This is a genomic window from Glutamicibacter sp. BW78, assembly GCF_002332245.1.
Taxonomy (GTDB): Bacteria; Actinomycetota; Actinomycetes; order Actinomycetales; family Micrococcaceae; genus Arthrobacter_H; species Arthrobacter_H rhombi_A.
The window spans coordinates 42,446-69,225 of the sequence record NZ_NRGU01000032.1 but is presented as its reverse complement, the minus strand read 5'-3'; the positions used below and the strand labels follow the sequence as shown (position 1 = coordinate 69,225).

The 26,780-nt window shown below is 66.1% G+C and carries 26 protein-coding genes; 10 read left to right on the top strand and 16 right to left on the bottom strand.

Annotated features, from left to right (window positions below; genetic code table 11):
• Positions 1-7: 7 nt before the first annotated feature.
• A complete protein-coding gene (locus CIK75_RS08980) occupies positions 8-1,591 on the top strand; it encodes an FAD-dependent monooxygenase (protein ID WP_096223753.1) in 1,584 nt (527 codons plus the stop codon).
• Here the strand turns inward: CIK75_RS08980 and CIK75_RS08975 are convergent.
• The 6 genes from CIK75_RS08975 to bioB all read right to left on the bottom strand — a co-directional run bounded on the left by CIK75_RS08975 (position 1,588) and on the right by bioB (position 8,559).
• The gene (locus tag CIK75_RS08975) at positions 1,588-2,883 is read right to left on the bottom strand and encodes an adenylosuccinate synthase (protein ID WP_096224040.1); all 1,296 of its coding nucleotides are present in this window, start codon (positions 2,881-2,883) and stop codon (positions 1,588-1,590) included. The two genes, CIK75_RS08980 and CIK75_RS08975, sit on opposite strands and share 4 nt — an antisense overlap.
• A 190-nt stretch (positions 2,884-3,073) precedes the next feature.
• Entirely contained in the window at positions 3,074-3,781 is a 708-nt protein-coding gene (gene bioD, locus CIK75_RS08970; RefSeq protein WP_096223751.1) for a dethiobiotin synthase, read from the bottom strand.
• Positions 3,778-4,872 carry a cytochrome P450 gene (locus tag CIK75_RS08965; RefSeq protein ID WP_096223749.1) on the bottom strand — a complete coding sequence of 365 codons (1,095 nt, stop codon included), beginning with the start codon at positions 4,870-4,872 and terminating at the stop codon, positions 3,778-3,780. The genes bioD and CIK75_RS08965 overlap by 4 nt, the downstream gene beginning before the upstream one ends.
• Entirely contained in the window at positions 4,869-6,065 is a 1,197-nt protein-coding gene (locus CIK75_RS08960) for an aminotransferase class I/II-fold pyridoxal phosphate-dependent enzyme (protein ID WP_096223748.1), read from the bottom strand. The genes CIK75_RS08965 and CIK75_RS08960 overlap by 4 nt, the downstream gene beginning before the upstream one ends.
• Complete coding sequence (gene bioA, locus CIK75_RS08955) at positions 6,062-7,438, bottom strand: adenosylmethionine--8-amino-7-oxononanoate transaminase (protein WP_096223746.1); 1,377 nt, start codon at positions 7,436-7,438, stop codon at positions 6,062-6,064. The genes CIK75_RS08960 and bioA overlap by 4 nt, the downstream gene beginning before the upstream one ends.
• Positions 7,435-8,559 (bottom strand): biotin synthase BioB, encoded by a 1,125-nt coding sequence (gene bioB, locus CIK75_RS08950; protein ID WP_241895379.1) that lies wholly within the window; start codon positions 8,557-8,559, stop codon positions 7,435-7,437. Before bioB ends, bioA begins: the two co-directional genes overlap by 4 nt.
• Positions 8,560-8,671: 112 nt before the next feature.
• Between bioB and CIK75_RS08945 the strand changes: the two genes are divergently transcribed.
• The 3 genes from CIK75_RS08945 to CIK75_RS08935 all read left to right on the top strand — a co-directional run bounded on the left by CIK75_RS08945 (position 8,672) and on the right by CIK75_RS08935 (position 11,266).
• Complete coding sequence (locus CIK75_RS08945) at positions 8,672-9,274, top strand: TetR family transcriptional regulator (protein WP_096223742.1); 603 nt, start codon at positions 8,672-8,674, stop codon at positions 9,272-9,274.
• A 102-nt stretch (positions 9,275-9,376) separates the two neighbouring features.
• The gene (locus CIK75_RS08940) at positions 9,377-10,249 is read left to right on the top strand and encodes a hypothetical protein (RefSeq protein ID WP_096223740.1); all 873 of its coding nucleotides are present in this window, start codon (positions 9,377-9,379) and stop codon (positions 10,247-10,249) included.
• A gap of 147 nt (positions 10,250-10,396) precedes the next feature.
• The gene (locus CIK75_RS08935; RefSeq protein WP_096223738.1) at positions 10,397-11,266 is read left to right on the top strand and encodes a hypothetical protein; all 870 of its coding nucleotides are present in this window, start codon (positions 10,397-10,399) and stop codon (positions 11,264-11,266) included.
• 33 nt (positions 11,267-11,299) lie between these two features.
• Here the strand turns inward: CIK75_RS08935 and CIK75_RS08930 are convergent, their stop codons facing one another.
• The 6 genes from CIK75_RS08930 to CIK75_RS08905 all read right to left on the bottom strand — a co-directional run bounded on the left by CIK75_RS08930 (position 11,300) and on the right by CIK75_RS08905 (position 15,672).
• Positions 11,300-11,746, bottom strand: a complete 447-nt coding sequence (locus CIK75_RS08930; RefSeq protein ID WP_087000133.1) for an SRPBCC family protein — start codon at positions 11,744-11,746, stop codon at positions 11,300-11,302.
• Between the two features lie 82 nt (positions 11,747-11,828).
• Positions 11,829-12,455, bottom strand: coding sequence for a thymidine kinase (locus tag CIK75_RS08925; protein ID WP_096223736.1), 627 nt, complete (start codon positions 12,453-12,455; stop codon positions 11,829-11,831).
• A 69-nt stretch (positions 12,456-12,524) separates the two neighbouring features.
• Positions 12,525-12,779: an RHS repeat domain-containing protein gene (locus tag CIK75_RS08920; protein ID WP_096223734.1), complete on the bottom strand. Its 255-nt coding sequence runs from the start codon at positions 12,777-12,779 to the stop codon at positions 12,525-12,527.
• A gap of 29 nt (positions 12,780-12,808) precedes the next feature.
• Positions 12,809-13,231: a DUF3151 domain-containing protein gene (locus tag CIK75_RS08915; RefSeq protein WP_096223732.1), complete on the bottom strand. Its 423-nt coding sequence runs from the start codon at positions 13,229-13,231 to the stop codon at positions 12,809-12,811.
• Position 13,232: 1 nt separating this feature from the next.
• Positions 13,233-14,255 carry a class II fructose-bisphosphate aldolase gene (gene fbaA / locus CIK75_RS08910; protein ID WP_087000125.1) on the bottom strand — a complete coding sequence of 341 codons (1,023 nt, stop codon included), beginning with the start codon at positions 14,253-14,255 and terminating at the stop codon, positions 13,233-13,235.
• 94 nt (positions 14,256-14,349) lie between these two features.
• Complete coding sequence (locus CIK75_RS08905) at positions 14,350-15,672, bottom strand: lipase family protein (RefSeq protein WP_158225931.1); 1,323 nt, start codon at positions 15,670-15,672, stop codon at positions 14,350-14,352.
• A 252-nt stretch (positions 15,673-15,924) separates the two neighbouring features.
• Here CIK75_RS08905 and CIK75_RS08900 point away from each other — a divergent pair, with 252 nt between their 5' ends.
• Positions 15,925-17,982 (top strand): PhoX family phosphatase, encoded by a 2,058-nt coding sequence (locus CIK75_RS08900; protein WP_096223730.1) that lies wholly within the window; start codon positions 15,925-15,927, stop codon positions 17,980-17,982.
• On the opposite strand, the gene CIK75_RS08895 is transcribed toward CIK75_RS08900, so the two are convergent.
• Together CIK75_RS08895 and CIK75_RS08890 are read right to left on the bottom strand one after the other, a co-directional pair.
• The gene (locus tag CIK75_RS08895) at positions 17,939-19,093 is read right to left on the bottom strand and encodes a low temperature requirement protein A (protein WP_096223728.1); all 1,155 of its coding nucleotides are present in this window, start codon (positions 19,091-19,093) and stop codon (positions 17,939-17,941) included. The two genes, CIK75_RS08900 and CIK75_RS08895, sit on opposite strands and share 44 nt — an antisense overlap.
• 72 nt (positions 19,094-19,165) lie before the next feature.
• Positions 19,166-19,858, bottom strand: coding sequence for an RNA methyltransferase (locus tag CIK75_RS08890; protein ID WP_096223726.1), 693 nt, complete (start codon positions 19,856-19,858; stop codon positions 19,166-19,168).
• 83 nt (positions 19,859-19,941) lie between these two features.
• Between CIK75_RS08890 and CIK75_RS08885 the strand changes: the two genes are divergently transcribed.
• The 3 genes from CIK75_RS08885 to CIK75_RS08875 all read left to right on the top strand — a co-directional run bounded on the left by CIK75_RS08885 (position 19,942) and on the right by CIK75_RS08875 (position 22,978).
• Positions 19,942-20,985, top strand: coding sequence for a magnesium and cobalt transport protein CorA (locus CIK75_RS08885; protein WP_096224036.1), 1,044 nt, complete (start codon positions 19,942-19,944; stop codon positions 20,983-20,985).
• 75 nt (positions 20,986-21,060) lie between these two features.
• Positions 21,061-21,852: an HAD-IIA family hydrolase gene (locus tag CIK75_RS08880; RefSeq protein ID WP_087000099.1), complete on the top strand. Its 792-nt coding sequence runs from the start codon at positions 21,061-21,063 to the stop codon at positions 21,850-21,852.
• Between the two features lie 91 nt (positions 21,853-21,943).
• Complete coding sequence (locus tag CIK75_RS08875) at positions 21,944-22,978, top strand: mechanosensitive ion channel family protein (protein ID WP_096223724.1); 1,035 nt, start codon at positions 21,944-21,946, stop codon at positions 22,976-22,978.
• On the opposite strand, the gene pyrE is transcribed toward CIK75_RS08875, so the two are convergent.
• Complete coding sequence (gene pyrE / locus CIK75_RS08870) at positions 22,975-23,535, bottom strand: orotate phosphoribosyltransferase (protein ID WP_198962421.1); 561 nt, start codon at positions 23,533-23,535, stop codon at positions 22,975-22,977. The genes CIK75_RS08875 and pyrE overlap by 4 nt on opposite strands.
• Positions 23,536-23,623: 88 nt before the next feature.
• Here pyrE and CIK75_RS08865 point away from each other — a divergent pair, with 88 nt between their 5' ends.
• Both CIK75_RS08865 and CIK75_RS08860 read left to right on the top strand, forming a co-directional pair.
• Positions 23,624-24,067 (top strand): transcriptional regulator, encoded by a 444-nt coding sequence (locus tag CIK75_RS08865; protein WP_096223720.1) that lies wholly within the window; start codon positions 23,624-23,626, stop codon positions 24,065-24,067.
• Entirely contained in the window at positions 24,064-25,722 is a 1,659-nt protein-coding gene (locus CIK75_RS08860; RefSeq protein ID WP_096223718.1) for a stealth family protein, read from the top strand. Before CIK75_RS08865 ends, CIK75_RS08860 begins: the two co-directional genes overlap by 4 nt.
• On the opposite strand, the gene CIK75_RS08855 is transcribed toward CIK75_RS08860, so the two are convergent.
• Entirely contained in the window at positions 25,655-26,692 is a 1,038-nt protein-coding gene (locus CIK75_RS08855; RefSeq protein ID WP_096223716.1) for a phosphodiesterase, read from the bottom strand. The two genes, CIK75_RS08860 and CIK75_RS08855, sit on opposite strands and share 68 nt — an antisense overlap.
• Between the last annotated feature and the right edge of the window lie 88 nt (positions 26,693-26,780).

Below are 26,780 nucleotides of genomic sequence, written 5' to 3'. Positions count from 1 at the left end.
TGAGCCCATGGAAGCCCGCCCCCGCTCCGTGGACGTCTGCGTCATCGGCGCCGGACCCACCGGTCTGATGGCGGCCAATTGGCTGGAACGTCTCGGTGTGGAAGCGGTCATCATCGACGGCAAGGCCGGCCCCACCCGGGAATCGCGGGCGCTGGGCGTCCAGGCCCGCACCATGGAGATCTACGCCCAATTAGGGGTCGTGGACCAGGTGCTGGCCCAGGCGGTACCGGCGAACGAGATGCGTCCGGGGGTCGGACGCACCTCGTGGAGTGCGGTCCCGCTGAACCGGATCGGGAAGGGGCAGACCCCCTATCCGGGGATCACCATCCTCGAACAGCACGCCAACGAACGGATCCTGGCAGATCGACTCGTCACCCGGGGGCGGCCCGTGCGCTGGAACACCAGGGTGCTCGCCCTTCACCAAGACGGCGACGGGGTCGACGTTGACGTCGAATCCGCAGGCGAAACCCGGGAGACCCTCCGGGCCCGCTACGTCATCGCCGCCGATGGGGCTTCCTCCCCGACCCGCGGCCAGCTGGGCATCGGCTTCGACGGCCAGACCAACGCGAAGGTCTTCTACGTCATCGACGCCCGCGACGTCCATGGCACGGATTCGGGCATCAACGTGCGCCTGGCCGGCGATGACTTCCTGCTGACCTTTCCCATGTCCGACGCGGCCCCGGGCGCCCGGCGGGTCAGATTGCTGGGTATCCTGCGCGATGTTCCCGACGGCCCCTCCCCGACGGCCGAACCCTCAGGCCCAGACACCGTGACCCTCGACGAGTCCCGCGCCCGGGCCGCCCTGGACACGGATTTCGGGGTGACCTACTCCCGTGCCGGGTGGTTCGCGACCTACCGGGTGCACCACCGGGTGGCCGAGGCCTTCCGCGTCGGACGGGTCTTCCTGGCCGGTGATGCCGGGCACGTGCACTCTCCCATCGGGGCCCAGGGCATGAACACCGGGCTGCAGGATGCCCATAATCTTGCGTGCAAGCTCGCAGATGTCCTGTCCGGTCGGATGCCCGAGGACTATCTCGAGCGCTACGAGGCAGAACGTCGGCCGGTGGCCCTGCGGCTGGTCGCCACCACCGACCGACTCTTCGCCCGGGTCACGTCCTCCACGGCGCGGGCCCGGTTCATCCGTAGCCGCGTGATGCCACTGGTATGGCCGGTCTTGGTGCGGTTGGTGCCTCGCGGCCCTCTGGGTGCCCGGATCTTCGGCTACGTCTCCCAGCTGCGCATCCACTACTGGATGACGGAGGGGGCACGGGTCAGGGCCGAGGCGCTGCGTGGTCCTGCCCGGGCCCGACGCCGGGATCCGGTGGTGGGCCGTCGCCTGCCATGGATCGGGGCAACGAATCCGGGCGAGGATAACCATGCGCCGCTGGCCTCCGCCCATTGGCAGGTCCATGCCTACGGGCCGCGGGCAGCAGGCCGGGGAGCCATCACGGCGCAACAGTATGACTTCGAGTTGCACACCTTCGGTGCGTCACCGCGGCGCGGGCTACCCGACGGAACGGTGGTGGTGGTCCGCCCGGACGGTTTTGTTGCCGTGCGGCAACGGGTCGGGACGAACCGCCACGGAGCTTAGAGCGTGTCGTCGATCAGGTCGTACCGCACGATCGTCTGCTCGCGGTCGGGGCCGACACCGATGGCCGAAATCCGGGTTCCAGAGATCTTCTCCAGCGCCAGGATGTAGTTCCGCGCGTTCTCTGGCAGATCCTCCATGGTCCTGGCCTTCGTAATGTCCTCGGTCCAGCCGTCGAAGTACTCGAAGATCGGCTTCGCATGGTGGAAGTCGGTCTGCGTCATGGGCATTTCATCGTGGCGGACCCCGTCGACGTCGTAGGCCACGCACACCGGGATTCTTTCGATGTTCGAGAGCACGTCGAGTTTGGTCACAAAATAGTCGGTGAAGCCATTGACCCGCGAAGCGTGGCGAGCCAGTACGGCGTCGTACCAGCCGCAACGGCGGGCCCGTCCGGTGTTGACTCCGAACTCGCCGCCGGTCTTTTGCAGGTACTCGCCCATCTCGTCGAAGAGCTCGGTGGGGAACGGGCCGGCCCCGACACGGGTGGTGTAGGCCTTGATGATTCCGACCGAGCGGGTGATCCGGGTCGGGCCGATCCCCGAGCCGACGGAGGCGCCGCCTGCCGTCGGGTTCGAGGAGGTCACGAACGGGTAGGTGCCGTGGTCCACGTCCAGGAACGTGGCCTGCCCGCCTTCCATGAGCACCACCTTGCCGGCGTCGAGGGCCTCGTTGAGCACGAAGGTGGAGTCGATCACCAGCGGGCGCAGCCGCTCCACGAAGCCCAGGAAGTACTCGACGATCTCGTCGACCTCGACCGAGCGGCGGTTGTAGACCTTGACCAGCAGTTCGTTCTTCTGCCGCAGGGCCCCTTCGACCTTCTGGCGCAGGATGGATTCGTCGAAGACGTCCTGGACGCGGATGCCCAGCCGGCCGATCTTGTCCATGTAGGCGGGGCCGATGCCACGCCCGGTGGTGCCGATGGCCCGTTTGCCCAGGAACCGTTCGGTGACCTTGTCCATGGTCTGGTGGTAGGGAGCCACCAGGTGGGCGTTGGCCGAGATGCGCAGTTTCGAGGTGTCGGCACCGCGGGCCTCGAGCCCGTCGATCTCCTCGAACAGGGCTTCCAGGTTCACCACGCAGCCATTGCCGATGATGGGGGTCGCGTTCTGGGAAAGGATGCCCGCGGGAAGGAGCTTCAGCTCGTACTTCTCGCCGCCGACGACGACGGTATGCCCGGCGTTGTTGCCGCCGTTGGGCTTGACCACGTAGTCGACGCGGCCTCCGAGCAGGTCAGTGGCCTTGCCTTTTCCCTCGTCACCCCATTGGGCTCCGACGATCACGATTGCTGGCATGGGATCCTCCCCCTTGCGTGGGTCAGCGGCCGGCTTGCGCCGGGTTCCGGCGGTGCCGGACACAAGAACGCCCCTGTCCTCCGTACCCCGCCCAGAAATCGGGCTGGAGCGTAAGAGTGAAAGGGGCTCTTACGCATCAAGGTTACCCAAGTGCCTGCCAACATGCGACTTTTTCCACATAATGGACCAGTCATGAAGCGGTGGTGACCTCCGGGCAGAGCCAGTGGACGGCCCCGGCCCGGAATCGACGTCCGGACAGTGAGCCCGCACGCCCGGGGATGCGCCCGAGCCAGGGGGTCGAGGTGGTGGCGCACCGGTGGCGTAGATACTCCTCGTTGGTGGCATGGAGGATTCCGGGGTCTTCTGGCCAGCTTCCCAACAGCACTCCGTCCAACGGCAGGCCGCGGGCGTGGGCGGCTTCGAGGGTGAGCAGGGTGTGGTTCAGCGTGCCCAGATCGGGGCGGGCCACCAAGATCAGCTCACCATCCACTGCGGCACACAGGTCCGCCAGGGTTTCCCCGGCGGCGGTGAGTTCCACCAGCAGTCCCCCTGAGCCTTCGACCAGGACGATGTCCACACTCGAGGCCAGGTCCCGGATCGTGGCCACATGCTCGCTCAACGGCGGTAGCGCCACCCCCGCGTCCCGGGCCGCTGGCACCGGGGCCAAGGGCAGGGGCAGCCGGATCCCCTCCCGGACGACGACGTCTTCCCCGGCCAGCCGGTGCACCTCGGAGATATCCGCCGGCTCCGGCCCGCTTCCCGTGGCGGGGATTCCGGTCTGCACCGCCTTATAGACGCCCACACGCAGCCCCTCGTGCTGCCAGCGGGCGGCCAACGCCGCCGTGGCGACCGTTTTGCCCACACCGGTATCGGTTCCGGTGACCATCAGGATCTTCATGTTCCTCCATCGATCCGTGCCTGGACTCGCCGAGGCGCTTGAAAGGAGAGCAGCCGCAGCCACTCGGGCTCGGGGCCGGAAGGCACCGCATCCGGCAGGGTGCTGGCCACCTCGTGGAGCACCAGTCCCGCTTCGAGTTCGGCCAGGCGGGCGCCCAGGCAGCGGTGCAATCCGTGACCGAAGGCCAGCCCGTAGCCTGCGCCTCCGTCGGCCACCGTCTCCGGGTCGTGGTGACCGGTCAGTTCCAGCAGGATCTCGGCCCCCGCCGGTAGCTGACGGCCACCCAGCATGGCCCCCTCCACCGTTCTGCGTCGCCAGGTGGGGACCGAGGATTCGGTCGCCAGCACCCGCCGGACCAGACGCTTGCTGGCCGCCAGTCCGTCGGTTCCGGCGCAATCGGCCCAGGCACCGGGATCGGCCAGGGCGCGGTAGAGGACGGTGTTGATCAACAACGCCGTCGTTTCCTGTCCGGCGATGACCAGGAAGTAGCCCAGCGAACAGATCTGCCGTCCCCCCAGCCCCGCCGCATGCAGGACCCCGAACAGGTTCTCCCTGCCCACGCTGGCGGTGACCGCTTGCTTGAGCCAGGCATAGAATTCGGCGGCACCGTGGGCGAGTTCGACCTGGCGGCCGGTCCCGGGCCACCCCCAGAACAGTTCCAACGAGTCGCGACTCCACCGCCGCAAGGATTCCTGTGGCGGTCCCGACACCCCGATGAGCTTCCACATGATCTGCGCGGGGATCCCGCCCACGCGTTCGCCGAGATCCCCGGGAGACCCCTTCTCCAGCGTGGACCGGGCTTCGGCTGCCTGTTCGCGGGTCAGCGACGCAACCCGGTCGGCGACGGCTGCGACCTTGGCCGGGCTGAAGAACCCGGCGACGATCTTCCTGACGCGCAGATGTTCGTCCCCCACGGCCGAGGCCAGTACCGGCGGCAGGGCGAAGCCGACCTGGGCCAGGACACGCAGCGCCTCCGGCCCCAGGGGTTCGACGGCGGTCAGGGCATTGGTGGGCAGGAATTCCGTGGTGCGCTCGAGAACCTCGCGCACCTGCTGCGGGTCGGTGACGGTGAAGTAGTCGGCGGTTTTCACGCAGGAACCCCGGCATGGCGTGACACGGTGGCGGCCACCGTGGCCAGAGCGTCCTCCAGCTCTTCGGGGTGCTGGTTGGCCCGGGCCGTCAACCGGATGCGGGACACCCCGTCCGGGACACTGGGCGGTCTGAAGCATCCGACGGCGATCCCGGCTTCACGCAGTTCGGCCGCAATGCTGGTGGCCGTTTCGGCCGAGCCCACCCGGAGGGAGACCACCGCTCCGGCCCCGGATTCGATGACCCCGGCCTCGGCCGGGTTCCTCTGCCCCGACCGCGACCCGGCAGGCAGCAGCCGGCCCAGCGTGTCGGTCATCATCCCCACGCGCTCCGGGACTAGCCCGGCCAGTACGGGCTCCTCCTCCAGGATCCGCACGGCTTCGCCGGCGGCCGCCGCGCAGCCGGGGGCCAGGGCAGTATCGAAGATGAAGCTTCTGGCGGTACTGGCCAAGTGGGTGCGCAACATTCCTGCTGGCTCCCCACCGAACAGAACGGCCCCGCCGGCGGCACCGAGCGCCTTGGACAGCGTCGCGGTGACCACCACCGAGGGGTCCCCGCCCAGCGAGGCGGCCCGTACGGCCCCACCGGCGGTGCCCACACCGAGTGAATGGGCCTCGTCGACCAGCAGCAAGGCGTCGTACTGACGGCAGGCGGCGGCGAGTTCGGCCAGTGGGGCGGCGTCCCCACCGACGGAATACACGGATTCCACGACGACCACGGCCCGCGGTTGGCTGCGGTTCGCCAGCAGGTCGATGGTTTCCTGCACGCCATGATGGGAGGTCCAGGCCAGCGGGCTGCGGGCCAGTCGTGCCCCGTCGATGAGGCTGGCATGGGCCTGCTCATCCACCACCAGCAGCGTGCCGGGTCCGCCGAGCGCGCCGAGGATCCCCAGGTTGGCCAGGTAACCGCTGGAGAAGACCAGCGCCTCGTCCCTGCCGGTCAGCCGGCAGAGCCCGCCTTCGAGTTCCCGATGCACCGGATGTGTGCCGGTGACCACGCGGCTGGCGGAGGCGCCGGTCCCGTAGCGCCGGGTCGCCCGGTGCGCCGCCCCGACCAAACGGGGGTCGCGGGCCAGGCCCAGGTAGTCGTTGGAGGCCAGATCGTAGAGCCCGGTGGCTTCGTCGGTGGCGCGGGTCAATCCACGCAGCTCGCGGACCCGGGCGCGTTCCTGGAGCCACTGCTGCCACGCGCTCATGCGTGGACCTCGGCGAGCGCCCCGGTCACCGCTGAGCAGAGACGGGAGAGCTCCTCCGGCTCGGCGACGTAGGGCGGCATGAGGTAGACGAGGTTCCTGAAGGGGCGCACCCAGGCACCGGCCCGGACGGCGGCGTGGGTGAGCGCGGTGACGTCGACGGGCCGGTCCAACGCAATGACGCCAATGCCTCCCAGCACCCTGACGTCGCTGACGCAGGCCAGCTCCAGGGCCGGTTGCAGTCCGGTGTGCAAACCGGTCTGCAGGGCAGTAACCGCCATCTTCCAGGCGGGGGCCCCGCCTGCGTCCGGGATGGCGAGCAGGTCCATCGAGGCGGCGGCGATGCGGCAGGCCAGCGGGTTGCCCATGAACGTCGGCCCATGCAGGATCGTGTCGGTATCGGAGGCGGCGATGACGCGGGCCACTCTCTGCCCGACCAGCAGTGCCGCCAGGGTCACGTAGCCTCCGGTCAACGCCTTGCCCACGCACATCAGATCCGGGACGACGCCGGCCCATTCGCCGGCGAAGTACTTTCCGGTGCGTCCGAAGCCGGTGGCGATCTCGTCCAGGATGAACACCAGATCCTCCTCGTCGGCGATGGCTCGCAGGATCCGCAGGACCTGCGGTGGGTAGACGTACATGCCACCGGCACCCTGGAGCACCGGTTCCACCACGATTCCCGCCAGGGTGTCGGTCGTTTCGGCCACCTGTCGACGGACCTGTCCTTCCCAGGCCTCGAGTGCCTCGGTGTCATAGGCCCATATCCCGCCCTCCGCGTTCCCGGCGTCGGGTTCGAAGCGGGCCGGAGGTGGACGGGAGGCGAAGAGATGATCCGCCACCAGACCGGGGAAGGCCGAATGCATGCCATCCACCGGGTCGCAGACACCCATCGCCCCGAGGGTGTCGCCGTGGTAGCCGCCCCGCAGGGCCAGGAAACGGTGGCGGCCGGCACGGCGGCGGGCCCCCTGGTATTGCACCGCGGTCTTCAACGCCACCTCGATGCTGACCGATCCGGAATCGGCCAGGAAAACATGCTCGAGCCCGGGTGGGGCCGCCGCCCGCAGGCGTTCGGCCAGCTCCACCGCCGGGGCATGGGTGAGCCCACCGAACATGACATGGCTGTAGTCCTCGATCTGGGCGTGGGCCGCGGCGTTCAGCGTCGGATGGTTGTAGCCGTGGACTGCCGACCACCAGGAGGACATCCCATCGATCACCCGGTGGCTGCCTCCGGGGCCCGCGAGTTCCAGCTGGCTGCCGGCGGCGGAGTTGACGCAGTACAGCGCCCCGGCATCCAGGTTCGCATAGGGGTGCCAGAGCAGGCCCGCGTCCCGTTCAAGCAACGTGGGCGCAGCAGTGCCGGTGTGGTTCTCACTCATGCGTTGGGGGCCACTTCCGTCCCGGCACCACGACGCCGGATGGTCGGGTTCGCCCCGACGTTTTCCCTACTAGCGCCCAGGACCTCGAAGCCCGCATCGGCGATCATGGCCAGATCCGCTTCGGCCTCCTGGCCTTCACTGGTGAGGTAGTCGCCCAGGAAGAGCGAGTTGGCGACCTGCAGGGCGAACGGCTGCAGGGAGCGCAAATGCATTTCGCGTCCCGCGGCCATCCGGACTTCGGAGGCCGGTGCCGCGAGCCGGACCAGGGCCAGGATGCGCAGGCATTTGAGCGGGGTCAGTTCCCAGGTCCCTTCCAACGGCGTGCCATCGAAGGGCATGAGGAAGTTCACGGGGATGGAATCGGCGTCCAGATCGCGTAGCGCGAAGACGGCCTCGACGAGCTGCTCGTCGGTTTCGCCCATGCCGACAATAAGTCCGGAGCACGGGGAGAGTCCTGCCGTTTTGGCGGCCTGAACGGTGGCGACCCGGTCGGAGAACTCGTGGGTGGTGCAGATGTCCTCATATTTGGATTCGGCGGTGTTCAGGTTGTGGTTATAGGCGTCGACCCCGGCGTCGCGCAGTTTTTCGGCCTGGCCGGATTTCAGGATTCCCAGGCAGGCGCAAACCTCCACCTCGGGGTTGCGTTCCTTGAGCTGTCCGACCATTCCGGCGACGCGGTCGACGTCGCGATTCGCCGGTCCCTTGCCACTGGCCACCATGCAGACGCGGCTGGCGCCGCCTTGGATGCCCAGTTCGGCCTGCCTGACCGCTTCATCGGCGTCGATCCAGGTGTATTTCAGGATCTGGGCGGCGGAGCCCAGCCGTTGGGAACAGTAGGTGCAGTCTTCGGGGCACAGACCCGATTTCAGGTTCACCAGGTAGTTGACCTTGACCGTGTTCGAGAAATGACGACGGCGCAGCTCACCCGCGGCACCGACGAGCGCCAGGGTCTCCTCGTCGGGAGTGGCCAGGATGGTTGCCGCCCCCGCGGCGTCGAGCCTGCGTCCGGCGACCACCTCGTCGACGGCGCGGTGCCATCCCCCCGGAGTCCCGCTGGCTACGCACTGCCCATCGGTCGGTTCAGCACTCTGGGCCTCGGGTGTTCCTGTTGGCATTGCCACGTTGCGTCTCCCTCATGAGTCATACTTGAACACCGTTCAGCGGTGCAGTCGATCCAGCGTACAATAAATTGAACGGTGTTCAGCAACGGTGGAGGCACCGTAGACTACGGGCATGGCGTTGACTCGGGAACAGGTGGTGGGCTCCGCCGTCGGCATCCTCACCGAGTTCGGTCTGGCCGACCTGTCCATGCGTCGCCTCGCCCGGGAACTCGAGGTGCAGGTCGGCGCCCTGTATTGGCATGTGAAGAATAAACAGGACCTGCTCGTTGATGTCGCCGCCCGCCTGCTGGGCGGGATCGCGCTCCCAGCCCCAACCAACACCACCTCCCCCGACGAGGCCGCCGCATCCCGCGCGGCAATCATCGAGGTGGCCACGGCCATCCGCTCGGCCCTCCTGCCGGTGCCCGACAGCGCCGAAGTGGTGCAACTGGCCCAATCCATGCAACCGGCGGCCCTGCTCCCGCTGACCGGACTGCGTGACCTGCTCGAGACCGCCGGCATCACCCCGGCGCATTCGGCCTGGGCACAGCATCTGATCCTCAACCACATCCTGGGCTCCGTCGCCGCAGGACAGGAATACGCCAAACTCGCGGCCCTCGCCGCCACGGACCCCTCGATCCCCGGAGGCCCCCAATTGGGCGCCGACGCCTTCGCCTGGGGTTTGGTCGTCATCCTCGACGGCGCCCTCCCGGCCCGCGAAGCGTCGAACGCATAACGAAGCAACCGGGTGCATTGTGGGCTCGCAACTGTTTCCGTACCTTCGATGGAGGAACCAGGTTCTCCGGGTTCGGTCTCAGCACTTTCGAAGGGGTACAGCATGATCAACATCTCGCAGACCACCCGTCGCCGCGCCGACGCCACAGCTTCATCCGCCCCGGTAAGCCGCTCGGCCGGCCCCCGCTTGCTCGCCGTTGCCGCGGTCGGACTCCTCTCCCTGACAGCCTGCAGCAATGCCAATGGCGCCGGAGAGGCCAGTGCATCATCGAGCCCCGGCGGAGCCTCCGGCAGTTCCGAAGCACCGGCATCTGCAAGCCAGGACACGGGGGCGATCGACCCCGGTGCTGCTGACGAGGCGTGGAAGGAACAGGCCCGGAAGGCGGGCGCGAAAGGCAGCGAGGCGGATGCCACCCGCTGTGTCGACGAGCTCTTGGACCAGAAGACCCTGGACGCCGTGGCCACCGCCCTGCCGGACGTCGGGGGGATGTACCTCAGTGGCCTCTACTCTCACGCCGGCTGCACCTTCACCGCCACCAATCTGGACGAAGACCCTCATCAGGCGTCGGCGATGGTCCAGATCCGCAGGTACTACCTCTCCAACGACGAGGAATACAAGACCCTGAACGAATCCGGATTTCTCAAGCACGGCCAGTGCGCGGACGACGTCAAAAAGGATGAAAACGGCGTCTCCACGATCAACAAGCACGGCGTGAAGGAAAGCAATCTTCCCGGGGCCTCCGCCGCCGTGGAGCTACAGGCCGCCTGGCACTGCTCCGAGGACAACTCCACGACCTCAGCCGTCCTCATCCACGCGGCGGAAGGCCAGGAAGACGGCTTCTCGGACCCCACGGTCCTCACCGAGCCGGACCTGGCTACCGACATGGCCACGCATCTGTACGAAGCGGAAGCGGACTGGGCCCCGCAGATGGATGCGGCCTACGAGAAGCACTTCAAGGACAACATGGGCCAGTAGCCCCCGCCCTCCTTCGGCGGCTTGATCCCGAAGCGTCGAACACATAACGAAGTCACCGGACCCGTTGCGGGCCATGCCACCAATTCCGTACTTTCGATGGAGGAACCTGGTTTTCCGGGTTCGGTCTCAGCAGTCGAAGGGAACAGCATGTTCAACACCTCGCAGTCCAGCCACACCCCAGCAGCAATGCCGGGACGCAAACGCACCACAGTCCTTCGGCGCCTGATGGCCGTCACCGCCGTGGGGCTCTTGGGCCTGACGGCCTGCAGCACTGCCGACGGCGCCGGGGAGCCCAGCGACTCGTCGAGCACCGACGGGACCGCGGAAAGTTCCGAAGCACAGGCCTCAGCAAGTCCGGACACCGGGGTGATCACCGAAGGAGCCGCCGACGAAGCCTGGAAGGACCAGGCCCGGAAGGTCGCCTCGAAGCGCAGCGGGGTGGACGCCGCCACATGTGTGGACGGACTGCTGGACCAACAGACCCTGGACGGCATCGCCACGGCGCTGCCCGAAGTCGGCGAAATGAGCCTCAATGGCCTGTTCACCTATGCCGGTTGCGCCTTCACCGCCACCGAATTGCAGGACGAAGACCTGCTTCAGGCCGCCGCGGAGGTGGAGATCCGCAGGTATTACCTCGCCACCGATGAGGAATACAACCGGGCCCTGGACGAATCCGGGTACCTGAAGCACAACCAATGCGCGGACGATGTCGAAACGGACGAGAACGGTGTTTCCACGGTCACCAAGCACGGCGTGAAGGCAAACCCCATTCCCGGGGGCATCGCGGCGGTGGACCTGCAGGCTGCCTGGCATTGTTTCGACGACGGCGCGACGACCTCCGCCGTCCTCATCCATGCCGCAGAGGGCCAAGAGGATGGCTTCTCGGACACCACAGTCCTTACCAACCCGGACTTGGCTATCGAAATAGCCACTCGTCTATCCGGGGCCGAATCCGACTGGGCTCCACAGCTGGATGAGATCTACGAGAAGAACTTCAAGGACAACATGGGCCAGTAGCCCCCGCCGGTCCCGCCATCGGGACCACGAACCTCAGGGGGCGAGTTCCGCATACCCCTTAAAGGCAGGGAGCTGGCTTGATTCGGCATCCGCCACGGCCCGGCGGATGTCCCAACCATCTCCCGGCACCTGGGAGCTGATCACCACCTGCACCGTGAGTGTCAGCAGTGTGCCACCGGCGTCCGGGGATAGCTGATATTCGTAGATGGTGTGCACATCACCGTCACCGGTGGAGATCACCAGCTCCCGCTCCGGGGCGAAACCGGCCAAGGTATAGGTCCGCATATGCTCTCCCATCCGGACCTCCAGTTCCACGCCGAGGCCCAGCGGGGCATCCGCGTGCATCTCCGTCACACCGGTGAGCCACAGTGGTGCCGCGGTGAAGTCGGTCAGCAGGGCCCAGACGCGTTGGACGGGCAGGCTGATGTGTTCGCTGGCCTGGTAGGCGGTGTTCTCGTCATTCTTCGCTGCGGTGCCCATGACTGCAGCATGCCCTGCGTGGACGCGGAAGTGAAGACTTCGCAGCGCGGGGTCATCGCCCTGAGGCCCTGGGCAGGCCGGATCAGCTCCCCAGCCGGCCTTCCGAGGCCTCGAGGTAGCAGGCGCCGCACAGCGATTCGTACCAGACGTCCTGCCCGTCGATGGCGACCTGGTCGCCGTCGAAGACCACCGTGTCACCGATCCTCCGGGTATTGAAGATGGCCTTGCGCCCGCACCGACAGATCGTCTTGAGCTCTTCGAGGGTGTGCGCCAGTTCCATGAGCCGCAGCGAACCGGGGAACATCCGGGTCTTGAAGTCGGTACGGATGCCGAAGGCCAGGACCGGGACGTTCTGCCGCACGGCGATGCGGAAGAGGTCATCCACCTGATCGGCGGAGAGGAACTGGGCCTCATCAATGAGCAGACAGGCCACCGGCTGCTGGTCCACGTGCTCCAGCAGGGCATCCGGATCATCACCGGCGGCGTGGGCGTTGAACAGTTCGACGGCGGATTCCCCGGGCGGGATGAGGAAGTCGACGGTACGGCTGACGCCGAGCCGGGAGACGATCTGGTCATCGCCCTTGGTATCGACATCCGGCTTGGCCAACAGAACGCGTTGTCCACGCTCCTCGTAGTTGAAGGCAACCTGCAGCAACCCCGTGGATTTGCCGGAGTTCATGGCTCCGTAGCGGAAATAAAGCTTGGCCAATGCGTTCCTTTTCGTTGCGGTGTGCGCACCGAGTCTATGCGCAAGACACAGCGCCACGGGATCTGTCGGTCACCGCTGAGGATCGCACGGCCACATCTGACGCCCAGCGCCGTCATAACCTGCCGTCGTCGTCCGGCCCAACGGATCAGTTTCCGCCACGACCTCATCCGCTTCGCTATAGCTCCGGCGCATGGTGGCACCCAACGGGTCGGTGATGGCAATAACCCGCCCGCGGGGGTCATAGTCATCACGGGTCTTGCCGCCGAGGCCGTTAAAGTAAGAGTGGATGTTCGTGTCGACCATGAGGTCGGCACGAACGTCCACTCTTTACTTAGCAGGGGCCGGAAGTCGACCTACTTCGCTTCGATGGCTGGCGCCGCCGCCGGGTCGGAGTCGTTGAGGAACGTTCCGATCCGGTCGACTTCCTCGGCTTCGCCGATCGCTGCCGCGGCCCGCTGGAGGGCATAGAGCGAGCGCAGGAAACCGCGGTTGGGTTCGTGCGAGTACGGCACGGGCCCCTGGCCACGCCAGCCGGCCTGGCGCAGGGCGTCGAGCCCACGGTGGTAGCCCACCCGCGCGTAGGCATAGGACTCGACGGTGCGGCCGTCGTCGTAGGCTTCGTCGGCGAGCATCGCCCACGGCAGCGATGACGCCGGGAACCTGGCCGCCAGGTCCACGGCTTCATCGCCGGCTTCGAGGCGCGCGTTGACGTCCTCGTCCGGAGCCAGAAGGGTCTCCGGAATGGCCAAGAGGTTGCGTCCGAGTGCTTCGCTCATATTATTTCAGGCTCTTTCCAGCGGAACCGAGCTGGCGGGCCGCCTCAACGATACGTTCGGCCATGGAGGTCTCCGCGGCCGCACCCCAGACGCGGGGGTCGTAGACCTTCTTATTTCCGACTTCGCCGTCGATCTTCAGGACGCCGTCGTAGTTGGAGAGCATGTGCCCGGCGACCGGGCGGGTGAAGGCGTACTGGGTATCGGTGTCGATGTTCATCTTGATGACGCCGTAGGAGACCGCGTCGGAGATCTCCTGCTCGGAGGATCCCGAACCACCGTGGAAGACCAGGTCGAAGGGCTTGTCCTGGCCGAGCTTGGCGCCGATCTGTGCCTGGATGTCCTTGAGGATCTCCGGGCGCAGCTTCACCCCGCCGGGCTTGTAGACCCCGTGGACGTTGCCGAAGGTCAGGGCGGTGATGTAGCGGCCGTGTTCACCGGCACCCAGCGCTTCGACCGTGGCCAGTGCGTCCTCGACGGTGCTGTAGAGCTTGTCGTTGATGGCGTTTTCCACGCCGTCCTCTTCACCGCCGACGGCGCCGATCTCGACTTCGAGGATTTGCTTGGCAGCGGCGGAGCGCGGCAGCAGTTCCTTGGCGATGCGGAGGTTCTCCTCCAGTGTTTCGGCCGAGCCGTCCCACATATGCGAATTGAAGATCGGGTCGCGGCCGGCCTTGACCTCCGCCTCGGAAGCGGCCAGCAACGGCAGCACGAATCCATCGAGCTTGTCTGCTGGGCAGTGGTCCGTATGCAGGGCGATGTTCACGCCGTAGCTTTTGGCCACTTCCTTGGCGAAGGCGGCGAAGCCCAGGGAGCCCACCACCATGTCCTTGATCGAGGATCCCGACCAGTAGGCTGCGCCACCGGTCGAGACCTGGATGATCCCGTCGGACTCGGCTTCAGCGAATCCGCGGATGGCGGCATTCAGCGTCTGCGAGGACGTCACGTTGACGGCGGGGAAAGCGTAGGAACCGGCCTTCGCCGCGTCGATCATGGCGTTGTATTTGTCCGGGGTTGCAAGGGGCATGCTGACTCCTTATGAGTTGGGCTGGGAGTAGACATCGTTGGCTAGGTCCATCCTACCGACATGCGACCAAAGCCACACCAGCGTGTGACGGGGCTCAGAGACGCCAGCAGCTGGACAGCGGACGTTTACCGTCGAATCGGCTCTTCAGGAAGTACAGGGCCTGCGGGACGGCGGCGACATAGCCGCCAATATGGGTCGGGCCGGCCGTTGCATCCCAGGAGACGTTAACACCTTGGGCGCACCAGCGCTTCGCCAGGTCCCGTCCCGTGGCATAGGGAATGACGTCGTCGAGCAAGCTGTGGGAGAGCAGGACCGGAACCTCAGGTTTACGGCCGGCACCAATTTCTTGTTCCTTCAACGCCGCCTGGAACTGGGGTTCGTCAGCCACTTCGCTGAGCTTCTTGCCGCTCTTCGTCAATTTCGTTGTATCGACGAAGGCGTGGCTTCCAATGGCTTCGACCGTGCACTCGCTCCGGGCCGCTTCCATCTCCTTCATGCCCTGGGCATTCAGGTACGACTCGGGTTCCAGACCGTTGGAGGTGCCCACCCCATCGATAGCGAACAACAGGAACGCCGTGTAGAGCCCGGAATCGAGACTGTCGGCCACCTCGCTCAGATCGGCCGGAACAGCACCGGCGAAGGCTCCCTTGAGTTTCATCTCCGGCGCATATTCGGGGGCCAGCTCGGCCGCCGCCGCGCTGGCGCCACCACCCTGCGAGTAACCCATGAGGGCGACCGGGTTGTCCACGTCGAGGCCTTTCACTCCCAGGTCCTGGGCGGCGCGGACCCCGTCAAGCAGCGCATGGCCTTGCGAGGCTCGCGCCATGAAGGTGTGGGAACCGGGGGTCCCCAGCCCCTCGTAGTCGGTGATCGCCAACGCGTAGCCGGACTCCAGCAGGGCCGTCATCATCGGCCCCTCATATTCCTGGCCCACGCCCATCTGACGGGAGGGAGCGCATTTATCCGCCAGCCCCTGAGTGCCCACGGCGTAACCGATCACCGGGCGTTCACCGGCTCCGGACCACTTCTTCGTCGGCACCAGCACCGTGCCGGTGACGGCCATCGCTTCCCCGTGGGAGTCGGTGGATTTGTACATCATCCGCGTCACGGTCGCGTCCGGGCGGATGAGCTTGACCGGATCCAGGAAGAAGTCGGCCGGTTCGCTGCGCACCAAAGCCCCGTCTGCTGACGGCAGTGACGCCGGTGGGGTGTAGAAATCTGAGTCCACGCTGCGCGAGAGCTGCTCGAGCTTTTCCTGGCGCTGCACATCACCGGGATCGGCGGCATCGGTCTTCTCGATGGAGGCGGCATCCGAGGGGGCGGTCGCCGCGGCAGCTGCCGGGCCGAGCCCGGCGAACAATAGCGAGGAGGCGGCAACACAGGAGAACAGCACACGCAGCCTGCTGTGCTGCGACACGGGGGGGTTTGCTGACAGGGGACATGTTCGCTCCTTTTGAGGGGGACCAGAGACCGGCGCACAGAATGACAACGCATTGACAAGAACCGAACATTACTGGCGAGTAACTAGTGATGCACTTCACACCCTAAAGTGCCGGTTGACTAAATGGAAGACCCCTGTCTTTCCCCATTTCTCATTCCCGTCTCCCGGCGTTCACCCGCCGCTGACACGGTGAAGTCGATTCCAGTTCCCACCGCCGAAAGGTTCACGATGACCCCCGATAACCGGACCCTCCTGCCCATGCTCGGCCACACGCGCGGCAAGCGCAGCCCGGTCACCTGCGCCCTGAAATGCGACAACGCCTGCTCGAAGGCCGTCTGCAACACCTCCGCGAACGAATATTTCCGCGATATCGTTTCAGCGCAGATGACCCGTCGTTCGGCGCTGGGGCTGGGTGCGGCGGGAGCCCTCAGCGCAGCCGTCGTGGCCTTCGGTGGGGTCGACACGGCCATGGCCGGGCCGGTGCCCACCGGTCACCCGGCCCGGCATGGACGGCTGGAATTCGCCCCCATCAAACCGGTTGACGCCGCCATCGACGTGTTCGATGTCCCCGCAGGCTTCGAATGGACCCCGATCATCCGCTGGGGCGATCCCCTGTTCCGTCACACACCGGATTTCGACTTCGATGATCAGAGCCCCCGGGCCCAGGCCCAGCAGTTCGGCTACAACAACGACTACACCGACATCCTCCGTTCGAAGAACGGCAAGAAGGCCGTCCTGGTGTGCAACCACGAATACGTCAACCCGGGCATCATGTTCCCGGCGGCCCCGGGGACCACCGCCGAGGAGCGCCGTCGCCGCAATATCTTCCGTCAGGCGGTGGGCCTGAGCGTGGTGGAACTAGAACGCCAGAAGAAGGGGACACCCTGGGAATACATCCGGGGCGGGCGACGGAACCGCAGAATCACCCTGGACACAGAATTCGAGCTGACCGGCCCCGTGGCCGGTTCGGAACTGGTAAAGACCCGGCGTGATCAGCGCGGCCGCTTCGTCGAGGGCACGCTGGGCAACTGCTCGGGCGGGACCACCCCGTGGGGCACCATCCTGTCCGGCGAAGAGAACTTCAATGGCTTCTTCCGCACCAATGGCACCTCCCCCGAGGACCGGCGCTATGGGCTGGAGAACAAGGCCACCTCCATGGGCTGGGAGCAGGAGGACGCTCGCTTTGACGCCCGCTCGGAACGCTTCGCCAACGAGCCGAACCGTTTTGGGTACATCGTGGAGATCGACCCCGAGAACCCTGATTCGACGCCGCGCAAACATACCAGCATGGGCCGGTTCAAACATGAGGGCGCCAATGTCATCGTCGCCGACAACGGGCACGTCGTGGCCTATATGGGGGACGACGAACGCTTCGACTACCTCTATAAATTCGTGTCCAAACGCAAATACCGCAAGAACAACCGCCACCACAACATGACCTTGCTGACCGAGGGCGACCTCTACGTGGCCCGCTTCACGGGGGCCTCAGACGACGAGATCGACGGCTCCGGTGACGTCCCCTCCGATGGCGGGTTCGACGGGACAGGTCGCTGGCTGCCCCTGGTCAAGGACGGCACGAGCCATGTCCCGGGGATGAGCGTTGAGCAGGTCCTGGTCCACACCCGGCTGGCCGCCGACCAGGTCGGGCCCACCAAGATGGACCGGTGCGAGGACGTGGAACCGAGCCTGAAAAGCGGCAAGATCTACGTCGCGTGCACCAACAACTCCCAGCGTGGCACCTCCGGCCAAGCGGCGGCCGATGAGGTCAACCCACGGAGCGAAAACCGGGACGGGCATATCGTGGAGATCACCGAGCACCGGGGCGGGCACAGCGGGGACCGGTTCACCTGGGACCTGCTGATGCTGTGTGGCGATCCGGCGCAGGGGGACGCGACGTACTTCAGCGGCTTCCCCGCCGAGAAGGTCAGTCCGATCTCCTGCCCGGACAACGTGGCCTTCGATACCCGCGGAAACCTCTGGATCTCCACCGATGGCGCCCCCAGCGGCATCGGCTACAACGACGGCCTGTTCAAGGTCACCGTGGAGGGCAGCGACCGCGGGAAGGTCGAGCAGTTCCTCTCGGTCCCCCGGGATGGTGAAACCTGCGGGCCGGTCATCCACGACGAGGAGTCGATGGTCTTTGTTGCGGTCCAACACCCGGGCGAGGACGGTTCCTTCACGGACCTACGCTCGCGTTTCCCCGACTACGTCCCTGCGGAGGCCCGTCCGGGCCCCGGTGAGGTCAGGGCACCACGCCCCTCGGTCGTCCAGGTGTACCGGCCATAGTTCTGCGACGGCGGTGCCCCGCGGCGATGGCCACCACGGTGATCGCCGCGACGGCGCCGAGTTGCTGCGCCGTTCCGAGGCCCACCCCCACGGGGACGGTACCCAGGCATCCGGCCGCCGCAATCAACCTCACCCAGGCGGGCCCGACCTGCAACGCCCACCGGAAAAGCCCGGTCGCGCCCAAATACACGGCTACCCCACCGCCGACGAGCCATGCCGACACCACCGGGGCAGGAGATGACAGATGACCCAGATCAAGTCTGATGCCGGCCGCGACACCAATGATTCCGATGATCATCAGCAGATGCGAGATGTCATAGCCGATCCGGGCCATCCACGACTGTTGCGCCCCGGACGCCGCAGCGAAGTGCTTCGCCGCGAGATCGTCATCACCGACGAAGTAGGCCCACCACATGGCGGCGATGGCGGCCACCCCCAGCAACCCGCCGGTGATGAGCGGGAGGTCGAGCTCTTGTGACTGGGCCGCGAGCGCGACGGAAATAATCGACTCCCCCAGCACGATGATGATCATCAGCCCATGCCGTTCGGCGAAATTCCCGGGTCGGACCGCCAGACGGTGGCCGGATGGTCGCAGATGGGAGGAGGCGAACAGGAGCGCCGCACCGCCGAACAGGATCCAGTCCCCCGCCCCGGTCACCCATCCCGCGGCGAGGACCATCAGCGCGCCGGTGAGATTAACCGGCGCCACGAGTCGGATGGAGACGTCCTCCCGCGGGCCCTGCAACCACAAGAACCCCGCCAGATGCACCAGGGTCAGCAACAGGAAACCAATCCCCAACACGATGCCCGCCTCGCCAAAAGCCTGGGGTATCGCCTGTGAGCAGACGAATAACGCAGCCATTCCGGTCAGGACGATCAGGCGTTGCAGGGTGCCATCGGTCCCCATGGCGTTCGTCAACCAGGCGAATCCTCCGTACATCCAAAACAGGATCGCCAGGATCAGGATCGCCTGGGCGATTCCTGCCGGGTCCGGATGCAGGTCGATCACCTGCGTCACCTGGGTGACGGTGAAAACGAAGACCAGATCAAAGAAAAGTTCCAGGGTCGAGACATTCCCCGTCTCTGCAGTGGGCCCAGCCGGTACGGACATCGTCCACCTCCCTGGTGGGGGCACGACCTTTACTAGGTCAAGAATCCCACCGGAAGCGGCACAGCGATACGTCTAGACCGGCAATTGTCCGAAGACGTGGCGCCGGATCCAGGCATGCATGGCGATCCCAGCTGCGGAGGCGGCATTGATGGAGCGGGTGGAACCAAACTGTTCGATGCTCAGCGTGGTATCCGCCACCGCGTGAACCTCGTCGCTGAGCCCCGGGCCTTCCTGCCCGAACACCAGCACACAATTGCGGGGCAGATCATAGGTCTCCAACTGCTCCGAATCCGGGAAGATGTCGATGCCAATGATGGCTAGGCCCTCTCCCTGGGCCCACTGCACGAATTCCTCCACCGTTGGATGGTGGCGCACATGCTGGTAGCGGTCGGTGACCATGGCCCCACGACGGTTCCACCGGCGTCGTCCAATGATGTGCACTTCCTTGGCCAGGAAGGCGTTGGCGGTGCGTACGACGGTGCCGATGTTCATATCGTGCTGCCAGTTCTCGATGGCAATATGGAAATCATGGCGCCGGGTATCCAGGTCCGCGACGATCGCCTCATGCAACCAGTACCGGTACCGGTCCCCGACATTGCGGCGGTCCCCCTCACGCAGCAATTCCGGATCCCAATGCTCCCCCTCGGGCCATTGCCCTTCCCAGGGGCCCACACCGACTTCGGGTCGTTCCGCGGCGTCGGCTTCGGTGGCCGGAAGCGCGTCCGGGCGTGGTGGGGCGGCAGGTTCTTGCGATGTTTGGTCCACCGCCCCAGCCTAGTGCGTCCGCCGCGCCACGCAGGGCACGCCGGTCGGCGGCGCAGATGGCAGAATATGCGCTGGAGGTGGTCATGTCCATTATCGATAACGGGATCTACGTCAACGGACGCCGGGTGCACGATCCGTCGCAGTTGGGGCATACGATGCAGCGACTGCGCGAGCACGAGGGGATGGCCTGGCTCGGACTCTACCGGCCCACCGAAGAAGAACTGCGGGCCGTGGCCGAGGAGCTCGAACTGCATCCGCTGGCCCTCGAGGACACCCTGAAGGGCCACCAGCGGGCCAAGCTGGACCATTATGGGGACCATTCCCTGCTGGTGCTGCGGCCTGCCCGCTATCTGGACGCCACCGAGAAGGTCGAATTCGGGGAGCTGCACGTCTACATCGGGGAGGACTTCGTCGTCACGGTCCGCCACGCCGAATCCCCCGACCTGGCCCGGGTCCGCCACCGGATGGAAGAGGAACCCGAACTGCTGGCCATGGGCCCGCGAGCCGTGCTCTATGCGGTGCTCGACCAGGTCGTCGACGAATATGAGCCGGTCGTCGACGGACTCTCCAACGACATCGACGAAATCGACGACCAGCTCTTCTCCGGCACCCCCGACGTGTCCCGGCGGATCTACGAGCTCTCCGGCGAAGTCATCGAACTGCAGCGGGCCACCGTACCGTTGGAACGGATCCTGTCCATCCTGCGTCGGGACCTGGCCGGCGGGCAGCCGGTGGGGCCCGGCGGCCGACCGGCACCGGCCGTCGCCCGGGACGAGCAGCTGCTCGAACTGGACCACCGGTTCGCCGACGTCCAGGATCACGCCATCCGTGTTTCAGAACGCATCGCCTCCTTCAGGGCCCTGCTGACCAACGCCCTGTCCTTGTCGGCGACCCTCGTCTCCCAGCAGGCCGCCCAGGCGGGGGTCGCCCAGAACGAACAAATGAAGAAGATCTCCTCCTGGGCCGCCATCCTTTTCGCTCCCAGTCTGATCGGCAGCATCTACGGGATGAACTTCACCCATATGCCCGAACTTGCCTTTGTCTGGGGATATCCGGCGGCCCTGGCGCTGATGGTGGGGCTGAGCGTCGGTCTCTACGTGGTGTTCAAGCACAACAGGTGGCTGTGAGCCCCGGTACGGCGCCCCTTCCCCTGACGGGATAGCGTGAACCGTGGAACCACCACGAGGCAAAAGAGGCTGAGAATGAGTACCGACGACCGCACCCCCGCCGATATTGAATGCTGGCTCACCGATATGGACGGTGTCCTGGTCCACGAGAACAAGGCCATACCCGGCGCTGCCGAGTTGATCGAACGCTGGGTGTCCACCTCCAAGCGTTTCCTCGTGCTGACCAATAATTCGATCTACACCCCGCGCGATCTCTGCGCCCGTCTGGAAGCCGCCGGCCTGGTGATCCCCGAGGAAAACATCTGGACCTCGGCCATGGCCACCGCCGAGTTCCTCCGCCGCCAATCACCGGGGGGCAAGGCCTTCGTCATCGGCGAGGCGGGACTGACCACGGCATTGCACGACGCCGGTTTCATCCTCACGGACCGTAACCCCGATTTCGTGGTGTTGGGGGAAACCCGCACCTATTCCTTCGAGGCCATTACGCGGGCGATCCGGTTGATCTCCCAGGGCGCCCGTTTCATCACGACCAACCCCGACGCCACGGGCCCCTCCCCCGAGGGCGTCATGCCGGCCACCGGGGCCGTCGCCGCCCTGATCAGCCAGGCCACTGAGCGGCAGCCCTACGTGGTGGGCAAACCGAACCCGATGATGTTCCGTTCCGCGCTGAACCGGATCCAAGCCCATTCGGAGACCACCGCGATGATCGGGGACCGGATGGACACCGATATCGTCGCCGGCATGGAGGCGGGACTGTATACGGTGCTGGTCCACTCGGGGATCACCCAGCCCGAGGACATCGAACGCTTCCCCTTCCGCCCGGACACCGTCTTCCCCTCGGTGGCCGAGCTCCTCCCCCGGCTCTAGGGGACCGGATGGCCTGCCGATCCTGTTGATCTGCTCACCTCTGGCCCGCTTCAGCTTGCCCCACCCCGAGGAAAGCCCCTAGTTTCGACACATGCCCTTGTCGTTTTCCCTTGCTCCCACCACCGACGCTTCTCCCCTTTTGGACTGGTCCTTCTGGTTGGACCGCCCGCTGAAGGTCGCGATCGTCATCGTCATCGGCGTGCTGTTGAACTACATCATCCGCCGTGTCATCCGCAGAACCACCGAGCATATTGCCGCCGGTGAGGCCGCAGCATTATCGAAGGAACAGCGGAAGTCAGAGAAGAACGGGCGACGCTGGCTGGTGCAGGAATCCCCGATCGCCGTGGCCCGGCGGACGCAGCGTGCCCAGACCGTCGGTTCGGTCCTGCGCTCGGTGACCACAATCGTCATTACCGCGGTGGTGCTGCTGACCGTGCTCTCCCAGATCGGCATCAACATGGCCCCGGTCCTGGCCAGTGCCGGCGTCGTCGGTGTTGCGTTGGGTTTCGGTGCCCAGGCGTTGGTGAAGGACTACCTCTCGGGGATCTTCCTGGTCGCCGAGGACCAGTTCGGCATCGGCGACTACGTGGACCTCGGCGAGGCCTCCGGCGAGGTCGAAGCCGTGGGCTTGCGCATTACCCAGGTCCGTGACGTCGATGGCAGCCTCTGGCACGTCCGCAACGGCGAAATCCTGCGTGTCGGCAACTTCTCCCAGGGGTGGGCCCGCGCGGTCCTGGATATCCCGGTCCCCTACGATTCGAAGATGCCCGAGGTCAACGACCTGATCCTCGCCTCCGCACAAAAACTCCAGGCCGACCCGAAGTGGTCCCACGAAATCCTGGACGATCCCGAAATCTGGGGCGTGCAGGATCTCAGTGGGGAGTCCATCACCATTCGGCTGGTCTTCCGCACCCGACCCCTGCAGCAGTGGGCGGTGGCCCGGGCGATGCGGACCCAGCTCAAAACCGACCTCGATGCAGCAGGCGTACGGATTCCGTTGGTCCAGCAGACCATCATCCGTGCGGCGAACCCCGAGGGTTTCACCACCGCGCATGCCGGGACCGGGCCCACCCCCGATTCAGATCCCGCCAGCCCGACCGGGGAGCCGGAAGCCCACCCGGATTAGAGGCCGAGCTCTTCCTTGCCGTAAGCGAAGAGGTAGGGAACTCCGGCCTCGGCCTCGATGCGTTCCTTCGACCCGGTATCCCGGTCCACGATCACGGCGACGGCCACGACGTGGCCGCCGGCTGCCCGGACGCCTTCGACGGCTGTCAGTGCCGAACCGCCGGTGGTGGAGGTGTCCTCCAGGACCACGACGTTGCGCCCCGACACCTCGGGGCCCTCCACCTGGCGGCCCATCCCGTAGGACTTCTGCGCCTTGCGGACCACGAACGCATCCACTGCGCGGCCGGCCTGCCCTGCCGCGTGCATCACGGCGGTCCCCACGGGGTCGGCCCCCATGGTGAGACCACCGGCATGGGCGAAGTCGATGCCCGCATCATCGAGCAGATCGAGCATGACCTCACCAACCAGCGGTGCCGCCTCGTGGTGCAGGGTGATGCGGCGTAGGTCGATGTAGTAGTCGGCCTCCTTGCCGGAGGAAAGAATGACCTGGCCGCGGACCACGGCGAGTTCGGTGATGAGTTCGAGCAGGCGGGCGCGGGCGTGGTTGTTCGGGGTCATGGACTTCATTCTAGGACCCGTTCGACCTCGCAGGTCACGTCCGCGCCGATGACGCGACAGCCGCCCCGTCCCGAGCTAGGGTGAAACCATGAACGCTCAACGACCGATCGGATACTGGCTCAAGCTGGTGGACTCACTCATTTCCGAGCAGTTCGCCACCTCTCTGGAGGAGCACGGCGTCACGCGCCGGCAATGGCAGCTCCTGAACCTCTTGGGGGCAAAATCCCATACCTCGGAGGAACTGATGTTGGCCCTGGCCCCGTTCTTCGACGAGGTCTCCCCCGAAGGTGAGCCGGCCTCGCCGGCAGAGCATCTGAGCGAACTGCTGGAATCCGGGTGGGTCTCTCAGGAGGGCGATGCCTACACCCTGACCGACCGCGGCACCATCAGTCTGGAACGGCTCACCGAGCTGGTCGAGGGCATGCGGGAACGCTCCAGCGCCGGAGTCACGCAGGAGCAGTACGAAACAACCATCGCGACGCTGCAACGCATGGCCACCAACCTCGGCTGGTCCGAGGCGGAGCGCGCATGAACCCAACCGATCCCGCCACCGACCCACTCGAGGCCACCCGGACGGCCCCGCATCCCGATGAGGTTTTCCACGGGACCCCGGAGGACGATGGCGCAGCCTCCCCGGTCAGGGAAGTCACCTCGGCGGCGGCAATCGCCCGGTTCATGGAGCGCACCGACATCCTGCGGTCGGACGGCCGTTATGCCCTGGTGAATTCGACGATCACCCCGCATGAGGCGATGGTGACCGATCTGCTGTTCATCCGCGACGTCCTCGATGCCGCTTCGGTGGCCTACCTGCTGGTGCGTGGCAACGATGCCCGCCCGGTGATCGCCGTCTCCTGGGATGAACGCAAGGCGATGCGCGCCGCCCTCGTGGCTGCCTGCCAGGACGAACCGTTCTATTCGCTGGCCGTTGATACCCGCAAGGGCAAATCCCTGCTGGTGGCCGATGGCGCGTTGGCCGAGAAGCCGAAAGCCAGGATGTACCGGCTCTACCGTCCGCGGATCGAACCTGTTGGCGGGCTGGCTTTCGGTGCGTCCACGGGGGTGCAGATCGAATTATGGCAGTGGAAGGATCCGGGGCTGCTGCATCTGCCCATGGAGAATTCGTTGACCCGGGCCACGCTGCCGGCGGAGGAAGCAGTCCGTGGGACGGTCCACCGGTACGGCCGTGAGTGGCCGACCATCGAGAACATGTTCGCCGACCATGCAGCGGATATTTCCTTCCCGATCGATATGGTCTTCTCCTGGGTCGATGGCAACGACCCCGAGCACCAGCGCTATCGCGCCTCCTTCATGGACGGGGTCGTGGTCGGCGAGGGAGACGATTCAGAGGCCCGCTACCGGCAGATCGATGAGCTGAAGTATGCCCTGCGCAGCGTCTACATGTTCGCCCCCTGGGTCAGGCATGTCTATATCGCCACGGACTCTCCCGTCCCCGCCTGGTTGGATGCCGACCATCCACGCATCTCGGTGGTGCGGGCCCCCGATCATTTCCGCGACCCCTCGGTGCTGCCCACGTTCAACTCGCAGGCCGTGGAGTCCCAGCTGCAGCATATCGATGGGCTCTCGGAGCACTTCCTGTACTCCAACGACGATATGTTCGTGGGTCGCCCGCTAGGACCCGATATGTTCTTCTCCCCCGGCGGGATCACCAAGTTCATCGAGGCAGGAACCCGGATCGGCTTGGGTGATAACCATCTGGACCGTTCGGGTTTCGAGAATTCGGCCCGGGTGAACCGGCGGCTGCTCAACGACCGGTTCGGGCGCATCACCACCCGCCATCTGGAGCACACCGCTGCCCCCTTGCGCCGCAGCGTGCTCAAGGAGCTCGAAGAGGTCTTCTCCGAGGAGTTCGCGGCAACGGCCGCCAGCAGGTTCCGCGCCAAGGACAACATCTCGGTCACCAATTCGCTCTACCACTACTACGCGTTGCTGACCGGCCGGGCCGTCACCAAGGAGAAGGCGAAGGTGAAGTATGTGGACACCACCATGTACTCGGGTCTGGACGCGCTGCGCAAACTGTTGAAGAAACGCAACCAGGACTTCTTCTGCCTCAACGACGGGTCCTTCCCCGAAGTCCCGGCCAAGGAACGCCAGGAAGTCGTTACCGACTTCCTGCAGGCCTACTTCCCGCTGGCCGCCCCGTGGGAGGTGGCCCAGACCGACCGATAGTATCCCGCTCCGCCGGGGCACCGCCGTCGTCCCCGGGGGCGGGCGCGCCGATGGAGTGGGGGCTCCGGCCCACGGTATCGGGGTCGATCCCGTGTTCACGCAGAATCGCGGCCACCTCTTCAGGTTCCACGACATCCCCGACACTGACACCGCTGGCCACCGGGACCACCGAATGCACCACCGTCTCGGGGAGCACGTGCACCAGGTTGTAGCCTTGGGCCTCGTCGCGTCCGCGAGTGGTATGAATCCCGCGCACCGGATCGGCTCGTGCCGCCAGGTCCTGGGTGTAACAGCTCGCCGAGGCCACCGAAACAGGGATTCCTGCAAAGGTCCCGAACGTCGAGTAGTGCAGGTGCCCGGCCAGAATGGCGCGCACATCGCTGCCGGCCAACACCTCGGCCAGCCGCGCTTGCCCCCGTAGTTCCACCAGGATCGCCAGTGGTTGGACGCTGGCGATCGGCGGGTGATGCATGGACAGGATGGTCCCGTCGGGGGCCGGGGTGGCCAATTCGGCTTCGAGCCACCGCAACTGGGTATCTTCAAGGTGCCCATGGTGGGAGCCGGGAACCGTGGTATCCAGGGTGATCAGGCGTAGCCCGCCCAGCCAGGAGACGTGGTCCAACGGGGTGGTGCCTGCCGGCTCGCCGAGCAGTTCGGTACGCAGGTTCGACCGGTCATCATGGTTGCCGGCGGCCCAGATGATCCGGGTCCCCAACCGTTCGGCAGCCGGTTCCAGGATGGACCGCAGGGTGGCGTAGGCGTCGGGTTCCCCCTTATCGGCCAGGTCTCCGGTGACCACGAGGGCGTCGGGGCGCACCCCGGAGGCCTCCAGCCGGTCCACCAGCGAACGGAGTCGTCCGATGCTGTCCAGCGTGTCGGCCAGAAGATGGCCCCCGCCTCGAACATGGGTGTCGCTCAGGTGGATGAGCACTCGGTCCGGAGCGGGGTGCTCCGGGCGGATGGGTTCCATGACCGCTTTCCTCACGCAGGTGGTACGCCTTACCGCACCTACTATTCCCCATCCGGTGCCGGTTCGGCGGCGAAACGCCACGGCGGGT

Excerpts from the sequence above, each read along its gene's own strand:
- CIK75_RS08980 (WP_096223753.1), top strand. The coding sequence starts at position 8 with ATGGAAGCCCGCCCCCGCTCCGTGGACGTCTGCGTCATCGGCGCCGGA.
- CIK75_RS08975 (WP_096224040.1), bottom strand. The coding sequence starts at position 2,883 with ATGCCAGCAATCGTGATCGTCGGAGCCCAATGGGGTGACGAGGGAAAA.
- bioD (WP_096223751.1), bottom strand. The coding sequence starts at position 3,781 with ATGAAGATCCTGATGGTCACCGGAACCGATACCGGTGTGGGCAAAACG.
- CIK75_RS08960 (WP_096223748.1), bottom strand. The coding sequence starts at position 6,065 with ATGAGCGCGTGGCAGCAGTGGCTCCAGGAACGCGCCCGGGTCCGCGAG.
- bioA (WP_096223746.1), bottom strand. The coding sequence starts at position 7,438 with ATGAGTGAGAACCACACCGGCACTGCTGCGCCCACGTTGCTTGAACGG.
- CIK75_RS08945 (WP_096223742.1), top strand. The coding sequence starts at position 8,672 with ATGGCGTTGACTCGGGAACAGGTGGTGGGCTCCGCCGTCGGCATCCTC.
- CIK75_RS08940 (WP_096223740.1), top strand. The coding sequence starts at position 9,377 with ATGATCAACATCTCGCAGACCACCCGTCGCCGCGCCGACGCCACAGCT.
- CIK75_RS08935 (WP_096223738.1), top strand. The coding sequence starts at position 10,397 with ATGTTCAACACCTCGCAGTCCAGCCACACCCCAGCAGCAATGCCGGGA.
- CIK75_RS08930 (WP_087000133.1), bottom strand. The coding sequence starts at position 11,746 with ATGGGCACCGCAGCGAAGAATGACGAGAACACCGCCTACCAGGCCAGC.
- CIK75_RS08915 (WP_096223732.1), bottom strand. The coding sequence starts at position 13,231 with ATGAGCGAAGCACTCGGACGCAACCTCTTGGCCATTCCGGAGACCCTT.
- fbaA (WP_087000125.1), bottom strand. The coding sequence starts at position 14,255 with ATGCCCCTTGCAACCCCGGACAAATACAACGCCATGATCGACGCGGCG.
- CIK75_RS08900 (WP_096223730.1), top strand. The coding sequence starts at position 15,925 with ATGACCCCCGATAACCGGACCCTCCTGCCCATGCTCGGCCACACGCGC.
- CIK75_RS08895 (WP_096223728.1), bottom strand. The coding sequence starts at position 19,093 with ATGTCCGTACCGGCTGGGCCCACTGCAGAGACGGGGAATGTCTCGACC.
- CIK75_RS08885 (WP_096224036.1), top strand. The coding sequence starts at position 19,942 with ATGTCCATTATCGATAACGGGATCTACGTCAACGGACGCCGGGTGCAC.
- CIK75_RS08880 (WP_087000099.1), top strand. The coding sequence starts at position 21,061 with ATGAGTACCGACGACCGCACCCCCGCCGATATTGAATGCTGGCTCACC.
- CIK75_RS08875 (WP_096223724.1), top strand. The coding sequence starts at position 21,944 with ATGCCCTTGTCGTTTTCCCTTGCTCCCACCACCGACGCTTCTCCCCTT.
- pyrE (WP_198962421.1), bottom strand. The coding sequence starts at position 23,535 with ATGACCCCGAACAACCACGCCCGCGCCCGCCTGCTCGAACTCATCACC.
- CIK75_RS08865 (WP_096223720.1), top strand. The coding sequence starts at position 23,624 with ATGAACGCTCAACGACCGATCGGATACTGGCTCAAGCTGGTGGACTCA.
- CIK75_RS08860 (WP_096223718.1), top strand. The coding sequence starts at position 24,064 with ATGAACCCAACCGATCCCGCCACCGACCCACTCGAGGCCACCCGGACG.
- CIK75_RS08855 (WP_096223716.1), bottom strand. The coding sequence starts at position 26,692 with ATGGAACCCATCCGCCCGGAGCACCCCGCTCCGGACCGAGTGCTCATC.